This is a genomic window from Flammeovirga agarivorans, from assembly GCF_012641475.1.
Taxonomy (GTDB): Bacteria; Bacteroidota; Bacteroidia; order Cytophagales; family Flammeovirgaceae; genus Flammeovirga; species Flammeovirga agarivorans.
This window is the reverse complement of the sequence record NZ_JABAIL010000003.1, coordinates 881,318-906,693: the sequence shown is the minus strand read 5'-3', so window position 1 is coordinate 906,693 and position 25,376 is coordinate 881,318. Positions and strand designations below refer to the sequence as shown.

19 protein-coding genes are annotated in these 25,376 nt (G+C 34.0%); 8 read left to right on the top strand and 11 right to left on the bottom strand.

Annotated elements, in window-relative coordinates; all coding sequences use genetic code 11:
* The first annotated feature begins 78 nt into the window (after positions 1–78).
* Positions 79–657 carry a 3'-5' exonuclease gene (locus tag HGP29_RS12340; RefSeq protein ID WP_168882712.1) on the top strand — a complete coding sequence of 193 codons (579 nt, stop codon included), beginning with the start codon at positions 79–81 and terminating at the stop codon, positions 655–657.
* Between the two features lie 69 nt (positions 658–726).
* Positions 727–957, top strand: a complete 231-nt coding sequence (locus HGP29_RS12335) for a hypothetical protein (RefSeq protein ID WP_168882711.1) — start codon at positions 727–729, stop codon at positions 955–957.
* 73 nt (positions 958–1,030) lie between these two features.
* Here the strand turns inward: HGP29_RS12335 and HGP29_RS12330 are convergent, their stop codons facing one another.
* The 6 genes from HGP29_RS12330 to HGP29_RS12305 form a co-directional block, all read right to left on the bottom strand.
* Complete coding sequence (locus tag HGP29_RS12330) at positions 1,031–1,363, bottom strand: STAS domain-containing protein (protein WP_168882710.1); 333 nt, start codon at positions 1,361–1,363, stop codon at positions 1,031–1,033.
* Positions 1,363–2,916 (bottom strand): ATP-binding SpoIIE family protein phosphatase, encoded by a 1,554-nt coding sequence (locus HGP29_RS12325; protein WP_168882709.1) that lies wholly within the window; start codon positions 2,914–2,916, stop codon positions 1,363–1,365. The genes HGP29_RS12330 and HGP29_RS12325 overlap by 1 nt, the downstream gene beginning before the upstream one ends.
* 76 nt (positions 2,917–2,992) lie before the next feature.
* On the bottom strand, positions 2,993–3,580 hold the full coding sequence (locus tag HGP29_RS12320; RefSeq protein ID WP_168882708.1) for a SpoIIE family protein phosphatase: 588 nt from the start codon (positions 3,578–3,580) through the stop codon (positions 2,993–2,995).
* The gene (locus tag HGP29_RS12315) at positions 3,565–3,957 is read right to left on the bottom strand and encodes an ATP-binding protein (RefSeq protein WP_168882707.1); all 393 of its coding nucleotides are present in this window, start codon (positions 3,955–3,957) and stop codon (positions 3,565–3,567) included. The genes HGP29_RS12320 and HGP29_RS12315 overlap by 16 nt, the downstream gene beginning before the upstream one ends.
* Positions 3,954–4,337 (bottom strand): STAS domain-containing protein, encoded by a 384-nt coding sequence (locus tag HGP29_RS12310; protein ID WP_168882706.1) that lies wholly within the window; start codon positions 4,335–4,337, stop codon positions 3,954–3,956. The genes HGP29_RS12315 and HGP29_RS12310 overlap by 4 nt, the downstream gene beginning before the upstream one ends.
* 1 nt (position 4,338) lies before the next feature.
* The gene (locus HGP29_RS12305) at positions 4,339–5,226 is read right to left on the bottom strand and encodes a protoglobin domain-containing protein (protein WP_168882705.1); all 888 of its coding nucleotides are present in this window, start codon (positions 5,224–5,226) and stop codon (positions 4,339–4,341) included.
* 965 nt (positions 5,227–6,191) lie between these two features.
* Here HGP29_RS12305 and HGP29_RS12300 point away from each other — a divergent pair.
* The 4 genes from HGP29_RS12300 to HGP29_RS12285 all read left to right on the top strand — a co-directional run bounded on the left by HGP29_RS12300 (position 6,192) and on the right by HGP29_RS12285 (position 13,841).
* On the top strand, positions 6,192–8,597 hold the full coding sequence (locus HGP29_RS12300) for a TolC family protein (protein WP_168882704.1): 2,406 nt from the start codon (positions 6,192–6,194) through the stop codon (positions 8,595–8,597).
* Positions 8,598–8,618: 21 nt separating this feature from the next.
* Entirely contained in the window at positions 8,619–9,722 is a 1,104-nt protein-coding gene (locus HGP29_RS12295) for an efflux RND transporter periplasmic adaptor subunit (RefSeq protein ID WP_168882703.1), read from the top strand.
* Between the two features lie 9 nt (positions 9,723–9,731).
* Positions 9,732–12,845, top strand: a complete 3,114-nt coding sequence (locus HGP29_RS12290) for an efflux RND transporter permease subunit (RefSeq protein WP_168882702.1) — start codon at positions 9,732–9,734, stop codon at positions 12,843–12,845.
* Between the two features lie 126 nt (positions 12,846–12,971).
* On the top strand, positions 12,972–13,841 hold the full coding sequence (locus tag HGP29_RS12285; RefSeq protein WP_168882701.1) for an HAEPLYID family protein: 870 nt from the start codon (positions 12,972–12,974) through the stop codon (positions 13,839–13,841).
* Positions 13,842–13,881: 40 nt separating this feature from the next.
* On the opposite strand, the gene HGP29_RS12280 is transcribed toward HGP29_RS12285, so the two are convergent.
* The 5 genes from HGP29_RS12280 to nrfH all read right to left on the bottom strand — a co-directional run bounded on the left by HGP29_RS12280 (position 13,882) and on the right by nrfH (position 20,619).
* Positions 13,882–14,358, bottom strand: coding sequence for a thioredoxin family protein (locus HGP29_RS12280; protein ID WP_168882700.1), 477 nt, complete (start codon positions 14,356–14,358; stop codon positions 13,882–13,884).
* A 122-nt stretch (positions 14,359–14,480) separates the two neighbouring features.
* On the bottom strand, positions 14,481–15,086 hold the full coding sequence (locus HGP29_RS12275; protein ID WP_168882699.1) for a hypothetical protein: 606 nt from the start codon (positions 15,084–15,086) through the stop codon (positions 14,481–14,483).
* Between the two features lie 124 nt (positions 15,087–15,210).
* Entirely contained in the window at positions 15,211–18,363 is a 3,153-nt protein-coding gene (gene ccsA / locus HGP29_RS12270; protein ID WP_168882698.1) for a cytochrome c biogenesis protein, read from the bottom strand.
* 151 nt (positions 18,364–18,514) lie between these two features.
* The gene (nrfA, locus tag HGP29_RS12265) at positions 18,515–20,017 is read right to left on the bottom strand and encodes an ammonia-forming cytochrome c nitrite reductase (protein ID WP_168882697.1); all 1,503 of its coding nucleotides are present in this window, start codon (positions 20,015–20,017) and stop codon (positions 18,515–18,517) included.
* Positions 20,018–20,022: 5 nt separating this feature from the next.
* The gene (nrfH, locus tag HGP29_RS12260) at positions 20,023–20,619 is read right to left on the bottom strand and encodes a cytochrome c nitrite reductase small subunit (RefSeq protein WP_211093279.1); all 597 of its coding nucleotides are present in this window, start codon (positions 20,617–20,619) and stop codon (positions 20,023–20,025) included.
* A gap of 226 nt (positions 20,620–20,845) precedes the next feature.
* On the opposite strand from nrfH, the gene HGP29_RS12255 reads away from it, so the two are divergent.
* Positions 20,846–24,973 (top strand): T9SS type A sorting domain-containing protein, encoded by a 4,128-nt coding sequence (locus HGP29_RS12255; RefSeq protein WP_168882696.1) that lies wholly within the window; start codon positions 20,846–20,848, stop codon positions 24,971–24,973.
* A 21-nt stretch (positions 24,974–24,994) separates the two neighbouring features.
* Complete coding sequence (locus HGP29_RS12250) at positions 24,995–25,177, top strand: hypothetical protein (protein WP_168882695.1); 183 nt, start codon at positions 24,995–24,997, stop codon at positions 25,175–25,177.
* Positions 25,178–25,376: the final 199 nt, after the last annotated feature.

Genomic DNA, 25,376 nt, shown 5'->3' with positions numbered 1-25,376 from the left:
AATAATTTCCCTTTCCATTTCATCATTTTTTAATATCTTGTGTTGTAATTATCTAATACAATCAGGCTATTTTTTTAAATGGATAGACAAATCACTTCAGACTTTTTGGTGCTGGATACTGAAACCACCGGGCTTGATGCAGGTGTCGATGAGGCCCTTCAGATAAGTATTATTAATGACCAAAAGGAGGTTTTATTGAATACTTATATCAAACCAAAATACCGTAAATCTTGGCCAGAAGCCATGGAGGTGAATCATATAACACCTGAAATGGTAGAAGATGCACCGATCTATGACTTTGGTATGCAAGACCTGATCAATGAAATTGTTGAAGGGAAAAATGTCATTCTATATAATGCAGATTTTGACCTTTCTTTCGTCGATTTATCGTACGCAAAAGGGGTTTACTGTGCCATGAAAGTATTTTCTACTGAAGTGATAAAAGAATGGCATGATAAGTACAATGATTATCGCTGGCAACGATTAGCCACCGCATTTAATCACTTTAGTGATTTACAGTCAATTGAAGATAAAGTTCTAATCGACAACGCGCATGACTCGTTGTCTGATAGTTTTATGACCCTTTTTGTGTGGCAAAAACTAATGGAAATGGGTTATGAAAGAGGAAAGAACTATCTTTTAACTAGCAACATATAGTAGATTAATACTTCAAAATACTTTATCTTTTACCTTACCAAACTCAAACATTAAACTTTAGCTTGCTTTATGAATCGAAAACGGAAGTTTATACTTTCAATGTATTCTGTTATCGCTTTTTGGGTCTCTTTAGTCGCTATCTATTATTACAATGTTATTAATACTAGAGTTCTCGATATCAATGAAAACTATATCACGCCAGATGTTCAAATGCTTATGGATATAGACTCTACCTTTGACGATAAAATATACTTAGAAAATAGGGAAGAAAACTCTTCAATTATCTTATTCGATAATTAGGGAGATAAAAAAATCCTCATCAAACAAACGAATAACTTGTATTGATGAGGATTTTATTTTTTTCTGTAATTTTTTAGCCTTCTAGTGCTTCTTCAATTGTTTTTCTAATATCAACAATCATATCAAATCCTGAAACTGTAAGAATTTCAGAGACAACATCATTGGCATTACACACTCTAAAGATACCGTCTTTGGCTTGCATATTTTTTGATGCCGAAAGAAATACTCGTAAACCTGAGCTACTCATATACGACACGTTTTTAAGATCCAGAATAATTTTATCCTTTCCTTCATCATTGATCATTTTTACAATCTTTTCTTCAAGGATAGGGGAGTTACTTGCATCAATAAATCCTTGAGGTGTTAACACCTCCATATCTTTAATTTTTTCTTGAGTAATATCCATCAGTCTGTAAATGTTTTTATCAATGTTATTTCGTTTCTGTCCTGAGAACGTTCATAAACATATTCATTCGCTAAACTCTTAACGATATGAACACCAAGTCCGCCTTGTTCTCTTTCTTCAAGTGGCAATTGAGTATTTGGAGTTTCCAGTATAAATGGATTGAACTCTATTCCATTGTCACTTATTTTTATCCTAAGCTGGTTATCTTCCTGGATAATTTTAATTTTTATATCGGGTTGCCTGACTTTATCAAAGGCATATTTCACCATATTACTTAATAATTCATCTAAAATGATTTGGACTTTTTGCCCAACAATTTCAGGTATATTATTTTGCTCAATAAACTGATTCAGTTCATTGGTGATAAGTATCTTATCGTTTAAAGATTTTCCAATCCTCTTTTCGAAGGTGGGAGGCATTGTGTCCTTATATTTCACACACATTACCGTAATATCATCCGCTTGTTCATGACCATCTTCAAATTCTCGTACAGACTCGATTGTTTTTTCAACTAATCCTTTTACAGAATCAATCTCTACATTTCTACAAAACTCATCGAGCTTTTCGTCTGTATAAAATTCTTTATGGCCATTTCTAGCTTCTGTCACCCCGTCGGTATATGCAAAGATAACATCATTAGGAGACAATTGTATAGTTTTCTCTTTATATGATAATCCTCTGATTGCACCCACAATAGGGCCATGTCGTTCTGTTAATTTTGTAATACCATTTTCTTTAATAACAATTGATGGATTATGTCCTGCATTGGTGTATGTTAACTCACCACTTTTCAGATCCAACATACCTAAGAAAATCGTAACAAACATATTATTTTTGTTCTCCGAGACTATCTGATTATTCACATGTGTAATAATCTTAGCGGTTGATAATTCGGTTATGGCAGCACTCTTTAATAACGATTTAGTCATCGCCATTAGTAAAGCAGCAGGAACTCCCTTATCAGAAACATCACCAACAACGATATACAAATAATTGCCATTAATCAGCTGAAAATCATAAAAATCGCCACCCACTTCTCGAGCTGGAATTAGATCAGCGAATAAAGAGACATAGTCGTTTTTCAAGAAATTCTTAGGTAGCATGCTCATCTGAATATTACGTCCTACAGATAGTTCACTTTCCATCCTTGCATTATCATCCTTTGCTTTTTTGAGGTTATGATAAGACATTTCTAGATCCTGATTTTTTACTTTTAGTTCATCTAAAAGTTCATCTCTAGATTTCTCATTAAAAATTTCTGCTATGCTATTTAATGCCCCAAGTGGAAACTCTCGAACGATGTTCATAATAATCTTTCCTGAATTCATGGCAATTCTAAAGAAATGCACATCAATAGGAGGAGGCATCGTAGTAATCGGAGTAGAAGGATCTGTAATTTCTATATGAAAAGCTCTACCATGATTATTGTTCATCGAATAACTACTCTTTAGCATAAGTAAATCGTGGTTATTCAGTAAAGATCTTAGGTAAGAGGAGATAATTGTTGCAATTTTTACAGCATGTACATGGTCATTTCCCAGTATTCGAGACATCTGATACACCTTTTTTCTCAAGTGAATCACTTCCCGCTCTTTGCCAATAATTTTTGTTTCAAAACTATTCTTCATATCACTTCACTTTTACACAAATCACAGAGGCATCATCATACAAGGATCCCCATTGTTTAATGATTTTCTTCGATAGAATTTCACTTGAAAAAAGATGGTAATTTATATTTTCTTGATAAGATAAACTTCCGTTTACACCATCACTATGTATCAATATTAGATCTCCTTTGGATAAAGTCTTTTTATCAATTTTAATCGTTCGTTTCCTTACTCCCAATAGACCATCTGTAGTTAACAATGTAGAGTTGCCTTCTTCATTAATTACTCTACATGAGATATTGCCTAATGATCCATAAGTAAGTTCTTGATTTTCAATAATGCCAATACCAATTACAGCACCTTCTTCTCCCAACATATATTCGTGGGCATTAGCAATTAACGATTGAATATCTCTTTGGAGATGAGTTTTTATATACTCACAAAGTTTCTTTGATATAACAGAAGCTCTATAACCATGGCCAATGCCATCAATTACACATAAAAAAGTAAAATCAGGAGTGGTATGATGGAACACACAATCTCCATTTGCCTTTTCCCCAACAATCGGAAGGGAGTAGGCGCCCACTTCTATAGTTATTTCTTTATCCAATATGTTACTTTTATATGAGTTCCGTCTTCTTCTGAAGATTCTATTTCTAAAATATCTGCAATACGTTTAATTCCTGGAAGCCCTAGACCAAGAGTTCCGCCAGTAGAAAAACTGTCTTTTAATGCCACATTTACATTGGATATACCCTTTCCTTTGTCAATAGCTTCAATAAGAATTCCTTCTCGATGTAGCATTCTTCTTTTGGAAAAACGTACAAAACCTTTACCCACATATTTCAGAATATTTTGTGCTAACTCAGAAATAATGATAGAGATTTTGGTACAATCTAAAGTAGCAAAGCCTAATGATTTAGCAAAGCTAATCACCTCATGTTGTGCATAATGTATGTCATTTTCGGATTGGATACTAATAGTCATAATTTCAGACGATTAATATTGTCCAAGATAACATAAGCTTCATCTAAATTAAGTGCTGCATTGAGATCATCAACATCTGCATCCATTAAAATCAATGATGAAACTACAGCAGGTTTTAAGCCAGAAATAACCGTTTCAAAACCAGTTAATTTGATCATTGAAATAATGCTTTTAATCCCTTGAAAATCTACAAGGTCTATAATTTCCAATCCAGATAAATCGAAGATGATTCCTTTTAAGTTATTATGTTCAACAATTGAGCTCAACAGTTCCTGCCGGAATAACTTTAAGTTTTTTTCATCCAGATCTAATTGAAAGGAAGCGATGATACAACCTCTATGCATTTGAAGAGGGATACTAGATTTCACCCACTGATCCATATTATTGCTTTACAATTTTCATATTCAACTTATTGAATGCAATCTGAATGGCTGCTTTAAGGTTTGATGTCGTTTTTATAGTTCCAACATCAATACCCAACTCAACAATAGTCTGTGCTACTGCTGGCGATAAACCAGAAATAATACATTCACACCCCATTAAACGAGTTGCCTTAGTAATTTTAATTAAGTGATTAGCAACAGCTGTATCCACCACTGCAACACCCGAAATATCTAAAATAAAGCTCTGTGCATTATGATTGGAAATCTGATCCAATGTATTATCCATAATGTCTTGAGCTCTTCTTGAATCAATTAAACCAACTACAGGCAGTAAAAGAATGCCATCCCAGATTTGTGTTACTGGAGTCGACATGGCCATTAAAGTTTTACTCTGTGCTGTAATTTTTTGATTGACAATATTCTCATAACTCTGAACAATGATAGTCATATCCATATGTACCATTTTATTCAGTGCTCTCCTTGCCAAGTTTAAATCAGAATGTGACCAATCTAATGTACCTAACATCTCAACAAAAAGACTTAGGAAGTGATCTACTCCAGCAAGATAAATTTCTTGTGATAGGCCAATACGGGCATGTACTTCGCCTACTTTCCTTCTGGATTTCACATAATCACCATCAATATCTGCATCAAAAAATTGTTCCCAAAAGCCCAACTGCATCCTTTGTACTCTTTCAAGAGTATTAGTATCTGCAAAGTATTCAAAAAATTCTGGGGTAGACTTCAACCAATTATACCAACTTTCTATCATTCCAGGTAAAGCCTTAAGCGCAGTATCTTTAAGCTGATGAATATAATTTGTGTCTTGCTCTGTAATGCCGTATAGCTCACAGAGTTGCTGTGCATTTCTAGTAAAATCGTCCATTAGAAAGAATAGAAATCTTCTGTTTTATGATATTGAGTAATAGTTTGAAGATACTTTATAGATCAGAATTTATCAAAATTTTCCGTTCAAGTTATTTACAATTGTTTCAAATTCCGATTGTTAAATTTATTGGTATTACCACTTATTAATGATTAGACTTAAACAAAATATTTTCATAACAGTATATATACTTATTCATATTAAGGAAATAATGATTTGAATAAAAATTAGGAAAAGATTGGGATAACTTCAAGAAACATTTTCTTGAAGTTATTTTTTTGTCTCAACTTATTTGATTTCCCCAAAATTCCTATTTACGATATTTTTAATCATCAATATAATTCATTTATAAAATGACAAATATTGATAGAAAACAAAGAATAAATCACTTAACATTTTGCACTATTTTGAAATAATAATATTTGTATATATCATTGAATAATGAATCGTTAAGCATTACAGTAAACCTCCTTCTCATTGAGAAGAGGTTTATTTTTTTGCCCTAATTTTTTTAATCAATCTAACTTCAATACTCAAAACAGTAAGGCTAGACTTTAGTTACAATAGATAAAATGTATAATAATAAACTACTATTTTTTGATAGTATTTGATTGAAAGAGCGGTATATAACAATCTATTATTGTTAATCCGAACAGACCCATTTTCTGTAAGCTAATATTTATTCTGTCAGACAATGATATTCTTTTAGTGTGGTACACATTATTATTCGGGTAAAAACTGATAAAATATCACAAGATTAACGATTATTTGTCATTAAAATGGTAATTCGATTTTAGGAAACGTCGTTACAGTAAAAATGATTTTATACTTTTATCATTAACAATTAATCCTTTTTTTAGAATACGAAAAGTAACGTCGTTATTTTGACTATTCTTCGAAAAGTCATTTTAATTTATATACACTTTACACAGGACTTAACTTATCAACAAGTCATTTATTCTACAATGAATCAAACAAAAAGAACATCATCCTTAATAACACTAATATTATGGAGTTGCCTATTTGCTGTAATAAGTAGTCAGGCTTATTCTCAGTCAGATACGAAAAAAATAGGCATAGGAATACTAATTGATGGGGAAGAATACCGAACCTCTCCATTTGTTGAGATTCTTAAAGAGGAAGTCACTGCTGTCTTAGGAGCTAGTTATGAAGTTTCATTTCCCGATGAGTATTTGATCAGTATAGATTGGGATGCAGAAAAAGGTAAAGTAGCTTATGAGAAATTAATTCAAGCTAAAGAAGTAGATGCGATTATTACCTTGGGTGTACTTAGTACATTGACTGTAACTGAGGCGAAAAATTTTCCAAAGCCAACAATGGCTTGGGGAGTGGTTGATCCAATTACACAAGGTATACACATGACACCAGAAGGGACAACTAATATTTCAAACTTTACTTTCGTACAAACCAGTTCCAACCTAAAGTATGATTTAAATACTTTTAAAGAGGCTTGTAATATATCGAATGTCGCCATTGTTATTGATGAGTACATTTTTAATGTATACCAAGAACGTAAGCCTATCGATCCTATTATTAAAGAAGCAGGTTTAAAAGGAAAAGTAATTAAAGGAAAAGATAGTGTAACCGAAATTCTAGCAGAAATCGATACTTCCTTCGATGCTGTTTATCTATCGCACCTTTTCAAACTTAAGGATGAGCAAATCAAGGTCTTAAATGATTCATTAGTAAATAGAGGATTATTGGTGTATTCTACAGATGGTAAAAAAGGCGTAGAAAATGGTGCTTTAATCGGAACGATCACCGAAGATCGTTACAATATTATAGCTAGGCGTTTTGCTTTAAATTTTGAATCCATTTTTGATGGAGATGCCAACGCGAAAGACCTTCCAGTCATCATTAACTATGAAAGTAAGATTGTATTGAATGCTTCTGTATCACAAAAGCTTGATTACCTTCCAAAGTGGGAAACAATCTTTAATGCAGATTGGGTCTATGATCAATCAGAAAAGCAGACCACAGTATCTTTAGAACATGTAATTGAAGAAGCCATTGAGAATAATTTAAGTTACCAAGCTTCTACATACGGTACACTTTCAGGAGATGAAATAAGAAGGTTGGCCAATTCGGCACTAATGCCTTCTATTGAAGCGAGTGTCGGAGCAACGTTAATTGACCAACCTACAGCATCAAGATCATTTGGTACAAGAGCTGAAAGACAAGCTTTTGCCAATGCTGAGTTACAACAAATCATCTATTCTGAACGTGTATTTGCCAATGCAAAAGTGCAACGTTTTTTACAAGACGCAAGGGTAGCTGGAAATGAACAAGTTTTATATGATGTGGTCTATCAAACGGCAATAGCGTATTACAATTTATTATTTGCTAGAACTCAGGTAAATATCACAAAGAAATATTTAGAGTCTACCAAGCGAAACCTTGAGATCGCTGAGATGAGAGAGAATGTGGGTTACTCTGGAAGCTCAGACGTTTACCGTTGGAAATCAAATCTTGCAAAAGCAGAACAACAGTTGATTGATGCCAATATTTTTGAACGCCAACAAATGCTCGTTATGAATTCAATACTCAACAGAGAAATGAAAGAGAGTATTATGGTAAAAGATGTTGACTTGACAGATGGTATCTATGGAGGACTAGCTACCGATGGTATGGCTTATTTAGTTGAAGATCCGATCTCACTTTTAATTGTTTCAGAATATATTGTGGACAAAGCTCTTATACAGCGACCTGTTGTACAACAATATAGTGCTCAACTTTTAGCTTTGGAACGTCAAAGAAAAGCGGATAGTAGAAATCGTTTTATTCCTGAAGTAGCATTGAGTGGTGGGTACAATCGAGTACTCGCAAGAGGAGGAATCGGTTCTGAATCTCAATCTTTAAATGGAGTAGAAATTGATCCTTTAGACCAAAACTGGAATATATCTGTAGTGGCTCGTATTCCATTATTCTCTGGTTTTGAGAAGCAACGTACCTACCAAAAAGCAAGATATGACCAACTTCAGACGCAATCTTTACTTGATCAGACCAAAGTGGATGTAGAAAGAGAAGTCAGAAGTGCGGTATTGGATTTAGCATCCACCTCAACCAATATCACTAACTCACGAGAAGCCATGGAGGCCGCTCAGAAAAACTATGAGATTGTTCGAGACAACTATTCTAAAGGAAGAGTGTCTATTATTGAGTTGATTGATGCACAGAATAATGCTTTTGAATCGGAACAACAGGCCTCAAATGCTGTTTATCAATTTTTAGAAGCATCAATGTCAATTCAACGCTCGGTAGGTAATTTCTCTTTATTACAGACAGATGAAGAAAGAGAACAGATCAATCAAGAAATCACTGAGTTATATCAGAATCAAATCAGAAAATAGAAATTAGCAAAATATAGATCCATGAAAAATCTTATCAAGATAACACTTTCAATTTGGTTGAGTATATCCTTCTTTTCTTGTCAAAAAGAAGAGGAAACTAAAGAAGAGATCATTAGACCTGTACGATATAAACAAGTATTCTATTCCGGTGGTGAAGCATTCCAGACGTTTGCTGGTGTTTCCAAAGCTGGAACAGAATCTGACTTAAGTTTTAGAGTTAGTGGTGTACTAACGAGCATCAGAGTCGTTGAAGGAGATGTTGTCAAGAAAGGACAACTTATTGCGACAATTGACGATTCTGATGCGAAAATCGCCTTCCAGCAAGTTGTTGCTCAAACACAAAGTGCAAGAGTACAACTGGAAACAGCTAAGGCCAATCTTGATCGTACTAAGAAGTTATATGAGGCGAACAATGTCTCTCTTTCAGAATACGAACAAGCTAAAAATGCTTTTTCATCATCAAAAGCTTCTTTTGAAACCAGTCAACAAACAGAAGACTTAAAAAGAAGAGAATTGGGGTACTACAAACTTTATGTACCTATGAATGGTATCATCGCTGAGAAAATTGCTTCGAAAAATGAAAATATTAAAGCTGGTAATGCTGTAGTCAAATTTGCTTCTGGCAATGATTTAGAAATTAAAGTTGGCATTCCTGAAAAATATATTTCTAAGATATCAAATGGAGATAAAGTAAGCGTTTCATTTACTTCCGTAAAAGGAAAGAAGTTTACCGGACGAGTAACAAAAATGTCTTATGTTTCTGATGTTTCATCCACTTTCCCTGTCACCGTTTTACTAGATACAAAATCAAATCTAGTTCGACCAGGTATGTCGGCCAATGTCACTTTCCAAGTTCAGAAAAAATCTACTGAACCATTTATGATAGTTCCTGTTGAGGCAGTCAATGAAGATGTGCAAGGTGAAAAGTTTGTTTTCGTAGTAAAGAAAAATGATGACAAAACAGGAACGGTACATATGACCAAAATTAAAATCGGAGAGCTAAGAAATAATGGATTTATAGTACTATCTGGTTTAAAAGAAGGTGATAGTGTTGTCACATCTGGAGTCACAAAAATTACAGATGGACTTAAAGTAAAGTTCTTACCAAAATACCAACAGAAATAAAAAAGTAGGATGAATATTACTGAATTTTCGATAAAATATAACATCCTCACATTTACATTAATAGTTGTGTTGGGTGTACTTGGCTTTCAGACGTATGAACAGATGCCAAGAGACAGTATGCCTCCATTTACAGTACGTTTTGTTTCTGTAGTGACGACGTACCCTGGTGGTTCCCCTGAACGTGTTGAAATGCTTGTTACAGATAAAATTGAGAAGCAGCTTCAACAAGTTTCTGAATTAAGCTATATCAAATCTGAATCTAGAAATAATGTATCTATCATCACTTTAGAGATTAAAGAGATGTACAAGGAGATGCAACCTATCTATGATAAGATTCGAAGAAGAGTCGATGAGGTGAAACCAGATTTACCAGACGGTTGCTCTATTCAAATTAAAGACGAAGATATTGTCGATATGTTCGGTGTCATCTATTCTATTACGGGAGATGGCTATTCGTACAAAGAGCTTTATGATATCGCCAAAGACGTAAAAGATGGTTTAATTAAACTACCCAATGCGGCAAGAGTAGAGATTGTAGGTGAACAGGTAGAAAATGTATTTGTAGAGTTTGATAATGCAGCTGTTTCTCAATATCAGTTGACTACAAATATGATTAAAAGTGCCATTGCCAATACCAATATCATTTTCCCTGGAGGAGATATTAAATATGGTAATGAAAGAATTATTCTAGAGCCTACAGGTAGTTTTGAGTCGGTAAAAGATATCTCCAACGTCGTGATTCCACTAAAAGATGGTAAATCGGTACACTTAGGGGATATTGCAAAAATTAGGAGAGGGTACAAGGATCCAGCATCTAGTATTGTAAAGGTTTCCGGAAAGCCTGCCATTTCTATTGGTGTCAAATTAAAGGATGGTGGTAATATTGTTGATCTTGGGCAAGAGATTGATGAAAAAATAAAATACTACCAATCGCAATATCCATGGGGTATTGAATTTACTAGAAGTGCCTCTGCAGATTTATATGTAGAATCTTCGGTAGATGCTTTCGTTAGTAACTTAATCCAATCTGTAGCAACTGTATTAGCAGTAATGCTACTTTTCTTAGGATTAAGAACAGGGCTTGTTGTTGCCGCACTAATTCCTTCTACAATTGTGATTTCATTTGTTATCATGGGGTTATTAGATGTAGGTTTAAATCAGATCTCATTAGCTGCCTTGATCATGGCATTGGGTATGTTAGTAGATAACGCTATTGTAGTTTCTGAATCCATTATGGTAAAAATGGAAAGGGGAGATAAAGTATATGATGCAGCTATTAGTTCGGCAAAAGAACTTACTGTTCCTTTATTAATTTCAACCTTAACAACATCTGCAGCATTCTTAGCATTCTACCTTGCCAAATCTACAATGGGAGAGGTAGTAGGTCCAATTTTCGTAGTAATCACGATTGCACTTGTTAGTTCATGGGTGATGTCGATTACTTTGATTCCATTGCTTGCAACATACCTCATTAGAGTAAAGAAGAAGGAGCCAAAATCAGAGAATAACAAGCATTCTGAGTCCAATTTTGATAAATTGGTAGGTTTGTATAAACCCTTTTTGATATGGAATTTAAAAAGGCCAATCCTTTTTATCATGGTGATTCTTTTATGTTTCCTATCGATGACAAAGATTGCTCCTTATGTTCCATTTATCTTTATGCCTGACTCTGATAGAGCTTTGGTAACAGTAAACTTAGAATTACCAATGACCTCTGATATTACAGTTACAGAAGATGTGGTACAGCAAGTCGATGATTACCTACAAAGGTTCTTATTAAAACCTGAGCATGAAGAAGATACTGAAGGAGTAGTAGATTTCACCACTTATATAGGAGAAGGTGCTCCAAAATATGATTTGGGTTATAAAGCTCCTGAGAAATCCTCTTACACTGCACATATTTTGATCAACACCACATCCGACAATTTTAATCAGACTGTAATTGATAGTTTGGATTGGTTTATTTTCAATCACTTCCCTGATGTTCAGCCTAGAATCAAAAGGTTAGGAAGTGCAGGTGGAGCGGATAATCCTATCGAAATACGTATTTCTGGTAGAGATCCTTTAGTTCTTTATGAATTGGTAGACAGGACAAAAGAGAAGTTGGCTACCATTCCGGGTGCTAAAAATATCGGGGATGACTGGGGGATGAAAACGAAAAAGTTCATCATTAAAATTGATCCTGATCGGGCTGAGTTAGCTGGTGTGACCAATCAAGATATTGCCTTATCCATGCTGACTTCCATCACAGGTGTTGAATTGGATAAATATAGAGAAGATGACGAATCGATTCCTATCATGATGAAAGATGCTCATAATGGAAATTATACTCTAAATCAGTTAGAATCGATCAATATCTACTCTCAAATGAATGGTCAAAACGTACCTCTAAAACAAGTAGCTGATATTATCCCAAGATGGCAGTATACAAAAATTAAAAGGTATGACCTGTTCAAGACTATCACAGTAACAGCCAATGTAGATAAAAATACAACTTCAAATGAAGTGATGGCATCTATGAGACCGTGGTTAGAAGAAGATCAAAAGGAATGGGAAACAGGATATTTCTTCGATTTTGGTGGTGATATTGAACAAACAAGAAAAGGTATAGGCTCAGTGATTGAATTTTTACCTTTAGCATTCTGTATCATTGTGCTGCTCCTTGTAGGACAGTTTAACTCGCTTAAGAAAGCAGCAATTATATTATTAACAATCCCAATGGGAGCAATTGGTGTATACTATGGATTATTTATTGGTAATTCGTATATGGGCTTCTTTGGTTTCTTAGGCTTGGTTTCACTCGCTGGTATTGTGGTTAATAATGGTATTGTTCTTATTGATAGAATTGAAATTGAGTTAACTGAAAACCAACGTACCCCACAAGATGCTGTAGTAGCTGCAGCACTGGAAAGGTTTAGACCTATCTTATTGACAACAGCAACCACTGTCTGTGGTTTAATTCCACTTTGGTTAGGAGGTGGAGTAATGTTCGAACCGTTAGCAGTCAGTTTATTGTTCGGTTTACTGTTTGCTACAGTACTCACGCTGGTCTTAGTTCCAGTATTCTATAGTTTGTTCTACAGAGTAAAATACAAGGATTACACTGGTGATTTTGAGATCTAAAAAGTATAAAAATAGAACCTATCTCTTTTGAGGTAGGTTTTTTTATTTTCAACAAACAACACAATAATATTCTTCTTCTATATTTGTAGTATATAAAACTTCTCTAATTTTCATTTGACCTAATTTATGAAATCTAATTTGTTCGTAATACTACTTATGTTCTTATCATTTTACAGTTTTTCCCAGAATGATGATGACATTATTTATTCAAAAACACAAGAAGATAGTATTTATATTCACCATTATGAAGATGATCAATTACCTGTAAAAATTCTCCATGCTGAGCCTCTATATATAGACCTTATCCGAGACCTCGGTGCAAGAAAAGGCGAAAAAGAATGGAACGTCGGAATGGAACTAGTGGATAATCTCAAATATGATAAATACGAAACTTTAGTAGAATACGAATGGGCTCCCATCAATAGATTAGGTTTTGAAGTCGAATTGCCATTTGTCTTTTATGCACCACAAGAAGGTGTAGAGAGAGATTCTATCCCCTCTGATAAATTAGAAAGTTTAAAATTAGCGACACAATGGACTTTTCTTGTTTCTGAAAAGATGAACATGTCTATGGCATTAGGTTATATCAACGAAATCACCTTTTCAGACTTTAGAGATTGGGGAGATCCATTAGTCAAAGGGAATATTTATAATCCATTCTTTGTTGTTGCAAAAAGATGGGGAAGAAATTGGCACTCCTTAATTTATACAGGGCCAAGTATTGAGCAAGTATATAAAACTAAGACTTTTGATTTTTCTTATGAAATCAACCCTTCCTTTCACTATATGATCCCAGGTACCACCAATTTTGTTGGAGTGGAATTTAACCAAACAATAGAAAGTGGTGATTTTGATATGACAATTAGACCACAAATGAGAGTCGCATTGGCAGACAATCTATTAGTAGGTATCGTAGCCGGTATACCTATTTACAGAGAAAATGAACGTATGAGTGCATTCTGTAGATTAATCTGGGAACCAGGAAATAACCACTAAAAAAAAGGATCAAGTAATTAACTTACTTGATCCTTTTTTTTTAAATTTCCATTTGATCTTCTACTGATTTAATCCATGCTTCAGCTCCACCTTTTTGATATCCCATCTGAATTCCTTTTCCATCTTTTACGACTAAAATAGTAGGGTAGCCCTGTATTTTATACTGTTGTGAGAGAAAATAATTTTGAGCTCTTAACTGTTCTGATTGTTTAAAGCTCTTTGGGAAGTCAAGTTCAAGTAAAATAATATCGTTTTCTTTTACCCATTTTTTGAATTCAGGTGTATCAAAAATTTCTTTGTCAATTTTCTTACACCAACCACACCAATCACTTCCTGTGAAGTCCATGATCATAGGCCTGTTCTCTTCTTTTGCCGATTTAAAAGCAATATTTGCATCATTAATCCACCCTTCCTTCGTTACAGGATCTTCAATTGGTGGTATTTCTTTTTTTTCTTGTGCAAATAAAGTAATTGATACGGTTAATAATAAGAATAAAGTGATGATCGTCTTTTTCATATCTATTTTGAATAATATCTATTTATAAAGGTAATCATTATTATAGTTATTTAAAATTGACAAAATTAAAAAGGTCATACATTGATGTATGACCTAAGAAAAGTTTAATAAGAAATAACGAATTAGTTGATGATCTGGTTAACTTCTTCTCTTTTTTCATTCATTTCTTCCTCTGTTAATTCAACACCTGAATCAAAACGAGGAGCAAACTGGACTTGTGCATGCCAACCATGACCGATTTCATCTCTATGAATACCATAGGTATATACCGTCAACTGATTCATCTGTTGAATAGTATTGTCCATATCTTTTTCAAATAACCATTGATCTGTCGTTGCTTTGAACTCTGTCCATCCTTCCATGCCATTTAAGACTTTTTCCAGCATGATTAAGTTAGATTCAACTAACCCTACATCTTCAGATCTGAAAACAATATCTACTTTACTTAATCTATCATTTTCAAAAATAGGACGCATAAATACTTCCTGTCCAAGAAAATCAACTAAATATTCACCATGGCTTTCTACTTCACCATCTAACTCTTTAATAATATAATTGTATGTGTCCTCATCAGTCATATTTAAGTACATGCCTTTAAATATTTCTACTTTCTCTGTACTTTCTGATGAATTGACAATGGCTTCTTCAGTGTTTTTATTTTTATCATCTTCAGCAAAAACGAATAATGACATAAGCATTGATAAGGCGATTGAGAGAAACTTTTTCATAATGTAATTTTGTTTTGTTTTTTGATTCACCTTCTTATATCGATGCTTTAAAAATGTCACCAAAAAAATGGTCACTTTTCAAAAAAATGAAAAATGACCATTTATATATCTGATAATCTATTGATTATATTTTCTTCTTATCTCTATAATAAGCGGTAACTGCCAATATAAATACAAATGACACTACCCAATAAACAAAGGTAGGAACAGGTACAGGATCACCTGTAGCATACGAGTGTAAACCAGTTAAATAATAGTTTACACCAAATGATGTCATTACGATACTTGAGAAAGCTAATAAACTTGCTAAGTTGAAAGTATAGTTGCCTTTTAAAGAAGGAACTAATCGTAAGTGCAATACTACGGCGTAAATAATTACTGAGATAAGTGCCCAAGTTTCCTTAGGATCCCAACCCCAATAACGTCCCCATGATTCGTTCGCCCAAACACCGCCTAAGAAAGTACCTATCGCTAACATATATAAACCGATTGTCATCGACAACTCACTAACATAAGTTAATTCAAGAATAGGCTTCTTAAATTTATCATTTCTAATAGCTATGAATATCAAATTGATAAAACCAAGTAATGCTGATAGTGCTAAAGGTGCATATGAACTTACAATAATAGCTACATGTATTTTTAACCAATATGATTTCAATACAGGAACTAAATTGGTAATCTCAGGGTTCAACCAGTCTAAGAAACTTACAAATAATAATGTACCACCAAATAATGAAACAAGAGGTAGAATAAAATCTGATTTTTTATAGAAGATAAAACCAAATAAGAATAAGGCCCAAGCAACAAGGATCAACATCTCATAACCATTTGTCCATGGTGGATATTGAGCGATATACCATCTTAACAGTAAGTTACCTGTAAAGAAGACAAAAGCAATCATTTCTAAAACGACACCTGCAGTATACGCTCTATCACTTAGCTTATTTATAGTAAATACTCTCCATAAAGCAACAGCTAATAAGTAAATACCCAACATCCAATAAATAGGGAAGAGGTTATTGAAAATATTCATCTTGTTATACAACATTTCCATTTTGATTGCTGTATCCGATAAATAAATCTCTTCACCCATCTTCTTTTGGAAAAGGCGGATATATTCTAATGTTTGATTTGCATCTTGCCACTCATTCGACTGACGAGCTTTATAGATTTCCATGAAATACATCTTTGTGATATTACGAACAAACGTAGAATCCTCAGATGTATATGGAGTACCCATAAAATTGGAATTAAACCAATTGTTATCAGGATCGTTTGGTACAGGGAAAATCTTTAAATAATTACCTGTAAGACCTTGAAATAAGATATTGAAACGCTCATCTATTTTAATCAGCTCCTTATCAAATTCTCCTCTCTCAGAAGGTTTCTTCTTTTGAGCTTGATCTACGGCATCTCTTAATAGATAATCTCCTGCATCGTCGATTAAGTCGTTGAATGAAACCATTGGCTTCTTTTCAATTCCCAAAATTTCGAAAACTGGAGTACCTGCATCTTTATCTACCTTAATTATTGGCATTGCTTGCCAATAGTTCGGGTCCATCTGTAAAGCAAGGAATAACTGATCAGAGTTCATCATCTCAATAGTACCGTCTTGCTTTTCTAATTTATAAGTTGTTTTTCTTGTAAGCTTACGAAGGAATTCTGAACTCAAAGTATTGATCGGTTTTAAACGTCCGTCCATATCTTGAACTAACAGACTACCAAATAACTTTGAGTGTTCCAAAGCTACATGTTGTGACCTCTCGACAACAGCTGGAGCTTCTGCCTCTTTAGTTACCTCAATTGCCACATCTTCTTCTACAAGTTGTGCTTTTGCTGAGTAACTATATCCAATGGCAAGTAAACCAATAAGAAGTGTAACTGATTGTGCTTTTAACTTGGAAAGTTTCCCACTTACTAATCTGAACCTTGATTTCTTTTCGAATAAACTCAATATCATGGCTAAAGTCATTAATAAGTAACCTATGTATGTGATGATTGTACCCGGTCTATCTTGATTCACAGAAAGAATAGTACCTTTTTCATCCTGATCAAAAGAAGCTTGGAAGAAACGGTAACCGGCATGATCTAATACATTATTCATAAAGATGGTGTAAGGATATGATGTTTCTCCATCTTGAACGATAACTTCTGATGAGTAAGCAGAAGGGTTTTCAGAACCTGGGTATTTTTCCATTTCAAAGTGATTTAAGAACAAGCTAAATGGAAGCTCAGTAATCACAGGTCCAAATGAGACATCAATTTTATATCCTCCAAGATTCACTTCTTTAAAAGGAGTAACAACACCACTTAAGCTAGCTAAAGTCACTTCTTTTTTCTCTCCATTAACTTCAACATCTACAAATAATAAATCAGCCGCTTGTTGCTTCATTTTCTTTGTAGTTGCTGGAGAGTACCCAATTTTTACACCTTGATGTATATCTTTAATCACAAACTTTAATTCACCCATAGTGTATAAAGCTTGTTGTTGTAATTTATCTTCCTTGTTAGCATCAGTAGATCCACTTACCTGCTGAGCCATGATGAAATAACTTAAATGTGCTGGAGCATTGATGGTATAATCAACTCCTTTCTCCTGAATATTGATAGCTCCTGGAACAGGATTATCAAAAGTAACTTCTTGTCCGTTTAAGAACATACTCTTACCTCTTTCAAGAAAGATAGATTTTCTACCTTGATCCGTTGCCGTTACAATTTCAATAATGGCATCGTTCGCTTCACCTTCAACAACAGATTGTACCGCATCAGGAATAAACTCTCTAGGTGTGATAATAATATTATCTCCCTTAATATCTTCTTCCCAATCAAAATTAGGTTGATGGATCTGTGTGAAAGTGCTTTTCTTTGAAAATTCTTTATTTTCGCCGTTTCCATGAATGTGAGCTTGGAAATAGCGATCTAAAGAGACAAGTTTATTACTACTTTGTCCCTCTCTAATATGCATGTTACCTTCGTATCCAAAGTAACGAGTAACGAATGCACCAAATAAGATGATAATGAAAGCAGCATGAAAGGTAAATACAGCAGCTTTTTCTTTTCTGAAAAGCTTGTATTTTTTAATGTTACCAATGAAGTTTAGTCCTAATATTACTTGTAATATTTCGAACCATGTGGCATTGTAAACAAGTTCTCTTGCAGCAGGTGTTCCGAAGTCATTTTCTACGAAAGTTGCCACCGCCATACTGATGGCATAGAGAAACAAACTTACAAGAGTTAGTTCGTTTGAAAATATAAATTTGAAGATCTTCTTCATAATTCTGATATATCCTAGCTTACTAAAAGGATTTGAAAATAATTTATAATCCCTTTGTATTAAATTAAGAAAAGCTGTTGCACATACACTAAATCTAAAATTTAGAAATAGAGTAGTAGTACAACAGCTTCAAATATAGTATGTAAATTTCTTATTTACTTGAGATCGTCTGGATACCCATAGCCGCTTCACGTTTTTTAGCAGCTTCTAACCATTCAGGAACGATAGTCTTCTTGAAGTTAGCTTTTTCAGCTTCTAACTTATCCATATCTAAACCGATATACTTTTGCGCTTTAGCTTTAGTATCGATATCTGGATAAGGAACTTCTTTATCGTAACCAAGGTCAGCTAATAAACGAGCTAGTTTGATACGAGCTTCTTGTGCTCTATCAGTACCAGTGTTTACAATTCTACCTACCTCAACAGGAGCGTGGAAAGAACCACCATGAGATGCTACAGCATAATCCCATCTCCATTGAGCGTGACGAATATTCTTTAAGATAGGCTCCATTTGCTTTTCAGTAGCACCTAAATCCCATGCTTTTTTCGCTTCAACGTGAGCTCTAACTAACAATTTCTCTAAACGTTTAGCACCTTCTTTGATTTTGTCTTGGTTAGAATATACGTTAGCGATAAGCTCTTTCTCTTCCTCACGGTGACAAACCTGACAAGAGTTAGCAGGGTTTGCTAAAGGAGACTGGATATGGTGATCTGTGAATTTTTGTCCACCTTCAGTTTTGTAAGGCATGTGACAGTCTGCACAAGAAACACCTCTTTTCGCGTGAATACCTTGTTGGAAGATCTCATAACCTGGGTGTTGAGCTTTCAACATTGGAGTTTTTGATAAGCTGTGAGTCCAGTCTGAGAAGTTGATATCATCATAGTATTTCTCAGCGTCATCAACAGTTAAACCGTCTTTCCAAGGGAATGTTAAGTAAGGAACACCTTCAACTGGTGTTTTCTTATTAAAGTAGTATTCAACGTGACATTGTGCACAAACTAATGATCTCATTTCTTGGTGAGATGCATCGTTAATATCTTTACCCATTGATTCGAATGCCTCGATTAACGCTGGACGAGTAATTTTCAACGCCATAGTTTTGTTATCATGACAGTCTGCACAACCAATTGGGTTATGGATTTCAGCACCTTTGTCAAACCATTTTCCTTTATAGAATTCAGCGATACCAATTTCGTTCATTAAACGAGGTACATCTGGAGACTTACAAGTCCAACAAGTAGCAGGCATAGGACCTGTACCTGGTTCAGTAGGACCACCTGTTCTTAGTGTATTAGTGATGTCATCCATAGCATAACCGTGGCCTCTTGGTTGGTTATAGTCTTTTGAGAAACCATATCCAGCCCAAAGAACTACTAGTTCTGGAGACTCTTCTAATGCATCACGAAGTTGGTTACCATTATACTTAGAAGAGAAATCTTGTTCTTTAGTTTCTAAGAAAGATTGGTATTGACGAGGGAAGTTTTCACCCCAAACTTGATTACGAGGATCAAGGTTTTGAATTTTCACTTGTGGCTGGTAAGCGAATTGAGATTCAGATTTACGGTCTGAAATGTTGCTTCCTAACATCGCAAGAAGCACTACTACCGCAACGGTAGCTAAAAATAAAAGCCAATTTGTAACTTTAGAACTCATGTTTATTAATTCTTATTTTTAAGGGCTGCTTCGAGCCAAGAAGGTATAACATCTTTTTTCTCACCTTGTACAGGTAAAGTTTGAATTTGGTATCCTACAGAAGATAAAGATTTAACTCTTCCGTGAGGGATTTCTCTATGACACTCCCAACATGCACGATCAGTACGATTGTGTACATAAGAAGTGACCAAAGATTCATCCTTAGGATCCATTACTTGATCACCATGGCAACGAACACAGTTAGCCTGAACAGTTTCTCGTCCTGGCTGATGCATCTTAATTACCTGTGGTTCCATGTGTAATGTATACATGGATGCGTGGTATAGTCCATCTTTTGCTTTAAAGGCATACTTTGATACAAAGTTGTCGTGGGGTACATGGCAATCATTACAAGTAGCTACTTCCCTGTGTGAACTGTGTTTCCAGCTCTCAAATTGAGGAGTCATAACGTGGCAGTTAACGCAGGTTTCTGGATCATCTGACAAATACGAAGTGACTCTAGCATTATATGCAATGTAAACCGTAAGCCCGACGATCGCTCCCATTAACGCAAAAACAACGGGTTGCCACTGTTTTGGAGGTATGAGTTTTTTGAACATCATAAGGCGTAATAATTCACAAATGTGATTTACTTTTTTTACAGCTAGATTTAATAATTCTTCTTCAAAGATAGTGAGGGCAAATTCATTTAATTAGTGCTTTTCGTCACCTTTTCTAGTTTAGAAAACTTCTAAACAAACTCTAGATTTTTCGAATTACACAATTTCTTCATGGAATATTTAAATTATTTTTGGATTATTTATTTGTATATTGCGTAAGTTATTAAATATGAGTGACTTACTCAAGTTAAACCTAGTACTATCTTTAATTTATTACCCAAAAATGCTACTTTCTACAAAAGATGATTTTAGTCAATTCATCTCACTCTCGTTTAAATTTATTATCGTTTTTATTGTTATAAATGGGGCACAATCCATGGGTCAAACTGTTACTAATTTGTCTCATAATAACAATACATATATCAACAATTCTACATTATCTTGGTCATTAGAAGGGAATGGTTTGGATGTTTCAGAAGATGACTTTCAGGTATTAAAAAATGATACTCAAACCTCAGATGTAACGATTTCAGTTAACACTGTATCCACAGGCACTGAATTTGCAATTGATGTCACCATCTCATCAGAATTAGTCCATGGCGATTCCTATAAGCTGAGAGCAAATATTAATGAAAACACCTATATAGCTTCCAACAATTATAAAATCGATAGTGAACCTCCAACATTTAGTACGGTAGTCATTTCAACGGATAATGATTCTGATGGAACTCAAATTGAAGATGGTAATATTGTACTTATTAATGCTACCTTTTCTGAAAGTATTTCGAGCATTACCGCAACATTAGATGGACAAGATATGTCTGTTGCTGGACAAGATGACGGAAGTTATAATATTACCATTCAAATATCACCAATTCCTAATGACCTTTCAGGAGCTGAGGCCACTTTTGAGATTAACATTAATGACCAAGCAGGAAATTATGCCATCACTTCAGCCACTACCAATAATTCAAGAGTGTATTATGCCGATTCTGAAATGAGTGTTATCACATTTGATAATACAATTTCTGCACCTTCTACAGAGCATTTTTGTAGTAATTCTATAGAGATCAATTTAGTGGGAAGTGAGGTCAATCCTTCAGATATTTCTCCTGAAGTTACTTCTGTTACCTATCAATGGGAAAGTAACCACAACAACAATGGCTGGAGCGATATTAGTGGAGCCACTTCTAAAGATTATTATATCAATACATTAGATGATGACGGGGATTATGAATTCAGAAGAAAGGTAATTGCTGATGGAGAAGATTTTCATTCCAATGAAGTTGATATTACAGTTCAGAATGTAGACAACTATGTCGTTAATCTTTTTCCATCTGATGCCACTTACCCAACATCTTTATCTACACCTATCGATTTATCTACTGATGTAGAAAGCGACGAAGTTACATTAACCTGTAGTGGACCATCGGTCAGAGAAAATCAATTCTTTCCTAATGAAGCAGGGGTAGGTCAACATACAGTTACGTATAGATTAGAAGATGAAAATTGTTCAAAAGAATACACTAAAGTTTTTCATGTTTATGATGAAGGAAATACATTAAATTTAGGCTCAAGCAAATGTTCCAATTCTGATGATATAGTATTATCGACTCACTCTAGCTTGACTGGTTTTGAAGATTACACTATCGACCGTTATGAGGGAACGGGTTTATCCTCTGATGGTCTAAGCTTTGTTCCTTCATCAATATTTAGTGATGACATTACATCAGGAACACAAAAGAATATTACTATCACTGCATATTTTGAAGATGCGAGTGGAACAGTTGTAGACTCTGTCAAGCATAATTTTTATGTTGTGAAAACTGCCAACGTAGCACTGAATTTACCTTCTGTAAAAAGGTATTTTTATTCCGATGATGTGAGTTTTTTGGTAACAGCCACAATAGATAATGAAGATCTAAGCGATGGATATTATTTTTTAGATGATACCTATATAAGTACTGGATCATATACTATCAATCCTAGTACCTTAGAATTAGGTGAACATACGATTCGTTATGACTACATCACCGATAATGACTGTGTCATTCAAATTAATAAACAGATTGAAATTGTAGAACGCCCCACGAGTAGCTTAGTATTATTAAATGGTTCTTATTGTAGTAGTGAGTCTGCTCAAGATATTACTTTAGTTGATGAACTCCCTTTACCATTTAGTCAATATACTTTCCAAAATTTCACTGTCAATGATATTGAAACCAATAGTTTTACACCTGCAAATTATGTCTCTGCCGATTTGCCTTATGAAAGTAGCACAGATGTTGTTATCAAAGCACATTTTACTTATCCAAATACCACAATTATAGATAGTATTGTCTATCAAACAACCGTTTTCAAAGAAAGTGTTTTAAGTTTTTCGCCTGATTTAGATACCGTTTTTGTTACTAATGATACCGATGAATTTCATCTAGAACTTAGAGTTAATGGTGAAAATGATAATACTGCTACAATCCTACAAAACAACAGTATTATTGGTAATGCTGAATATGTTTTTTTACCTAGAAATGAAGGCAACGGCACATATAATTTTGAAGGTAGGTTTACTGGAAGTAGTTACTGTGAAATAGCAAAGAATTTAGTGATTGTTGTGACTGACCCTCCTCCAGTTTTCATTCCAATTGTCGATGAAGATTCTATTGCTTTAAAGAATTTATATGATGAATTAAATATCACATATGATGCTAGTACAGCTATACAGACTTGGCCTTATTATAGTAGTAATGAAGACGGTAGAGTTACTGAACTATTATTATACGGTATAAACAACTTAAGGGAACTTCCTGATGAAATCAATCAATTAAGGGATTTAGAGATCATTAAAGCATATAATAGTGACTTGGAGACATTAAGTGATTCCATTTGGACTTTACCTAATCTTTGGTTCCTGGATGTATCCAATAACCGTTTAAGAGATGAAGATTTACTAAGAGTGAATGAACTTGATAGTTTGCGCACCTTCTTTTTTCATCATAACGATTTAGACCAAGTACCCAATCTAGCTGGATTAAATAACTTGATGCATGTCTTAGGAAGCCACAATAATATACAATCCCTTACTAACCAATTAGACAATTGTAACGCCCTTAGAATATTAGATTTAAGTTATAATAATATCAGTGAGATTGATGATTTTATTACAGGTAAATCAGAATTAAATCATCTTAATCTAAGTCATAATACACTTGATGGTTGGGCTATTAATATTCCCGATCAACTTCAGACAATTGATCTATCAAATAATCGCTTATCCACTATTGTTAGCTTACCTACTGAAAGTCAAATCAATGTTTCTTATAACCGGCTTTTCTTTGATGAGTTAGAGAAACTAACTAGTAGTGATATGAATTATGCTTCTCAAAGTAGTATCACTTCTTTTGTCGATCAGAAAGTGGTGAAGGGCAATGATTATACTTATAATTTAGAAAATACTATTGAGGGAGTAGTATACCAGTGGTTTAAAGAAGATCAATTAGTGGGAACATCATTGAGTATCTCAAATTTTCAATTAGATGATATTGGAACCTACCAGTGTAAGGCTACACACTCTGACTGGGATAATTTAGAATTTGATGTTTTAACATTAACCTTAAGTATGAACTGTTCGATTGATGAAAGCTTTGAAATTAGTAGTTCAAGACATTCATGGTTTTGTAATGATGAAGATATTAGTATTCAACTATTGGCCAACCCATATGATACTACCTACACTTACTCATGGTACAAAGACAACGTACTGATTGATGATTCAGAAAATTATGCCTATACAGCATTTGAGGAAGGGACTTATAAAGTAAAAGTGATAAATAACGAAGGCTGTTCATCTTACTCTAATAGCTTCACTGTTCTGAAGAACGACAGTATTGCTACTCCACAGATTTCATTTAGTGATAGAAAAATTCTGATCGCTAACCTCGACACATTAAACTCATACATTTGGTATCATGAAGATCAGATGTTTAATGATACATCGCAGGTTATCTATCCACATGCTTTGGGAGAATACACCGTAATTGCAGTAGATTCTAATGGCTGTGAAAAGAGTTCGAGTATATTGTCTATAACTGACAACGATCAGGTGACTTCAGCTACAGCTAACTCCATAGCTAGCATAAAAGTCTATCCAAATCCAACCTCTAACACTATTACTTTAGAAAGTGCTCAACAAATTAAACAAATCACTGTTTTTGATATTTATGGAAGAACAGTACTCATGCAAGATCACTTATTTCAAACTTTGACTATTGATGTAACATCTTTGGTAAACGGCATGTATATTGGAGAAATATTGGATTTTAATGGAGTAATGACTTCAATTAAATTTCAAAAAGAATGATACCATAATGATCATAAAAAAATGGAAAAGAGGCCACCTTACTTAAAATGGATAGTCACTGGGGCTATTATCACATTAATACCTTTACAGATTTTTGCTTATTTCACTGGCTTTAAACAGTTGGTACCTATTGGTACTTCATTAGGGTCAGTGATCTATTTAATTATTAAGATAAATCAGCATAAAAAAGATACTGCAGAATAAATGTTTTACTTGTAAGTTAATATTAACCTAAATAATTATAAATCAGATTTAAATAATGCAAAATGATTTAATTTTCAATTAAAATTCATCTCCTTTGTGGCATCAAAGAAATGTATTATCATTCTGGTAATATCAACTTATGTTGAGTAGTATTTTTCTGAGGTATAGCAGGTTAAATTTGTTTTGTACCAGCTTTTTA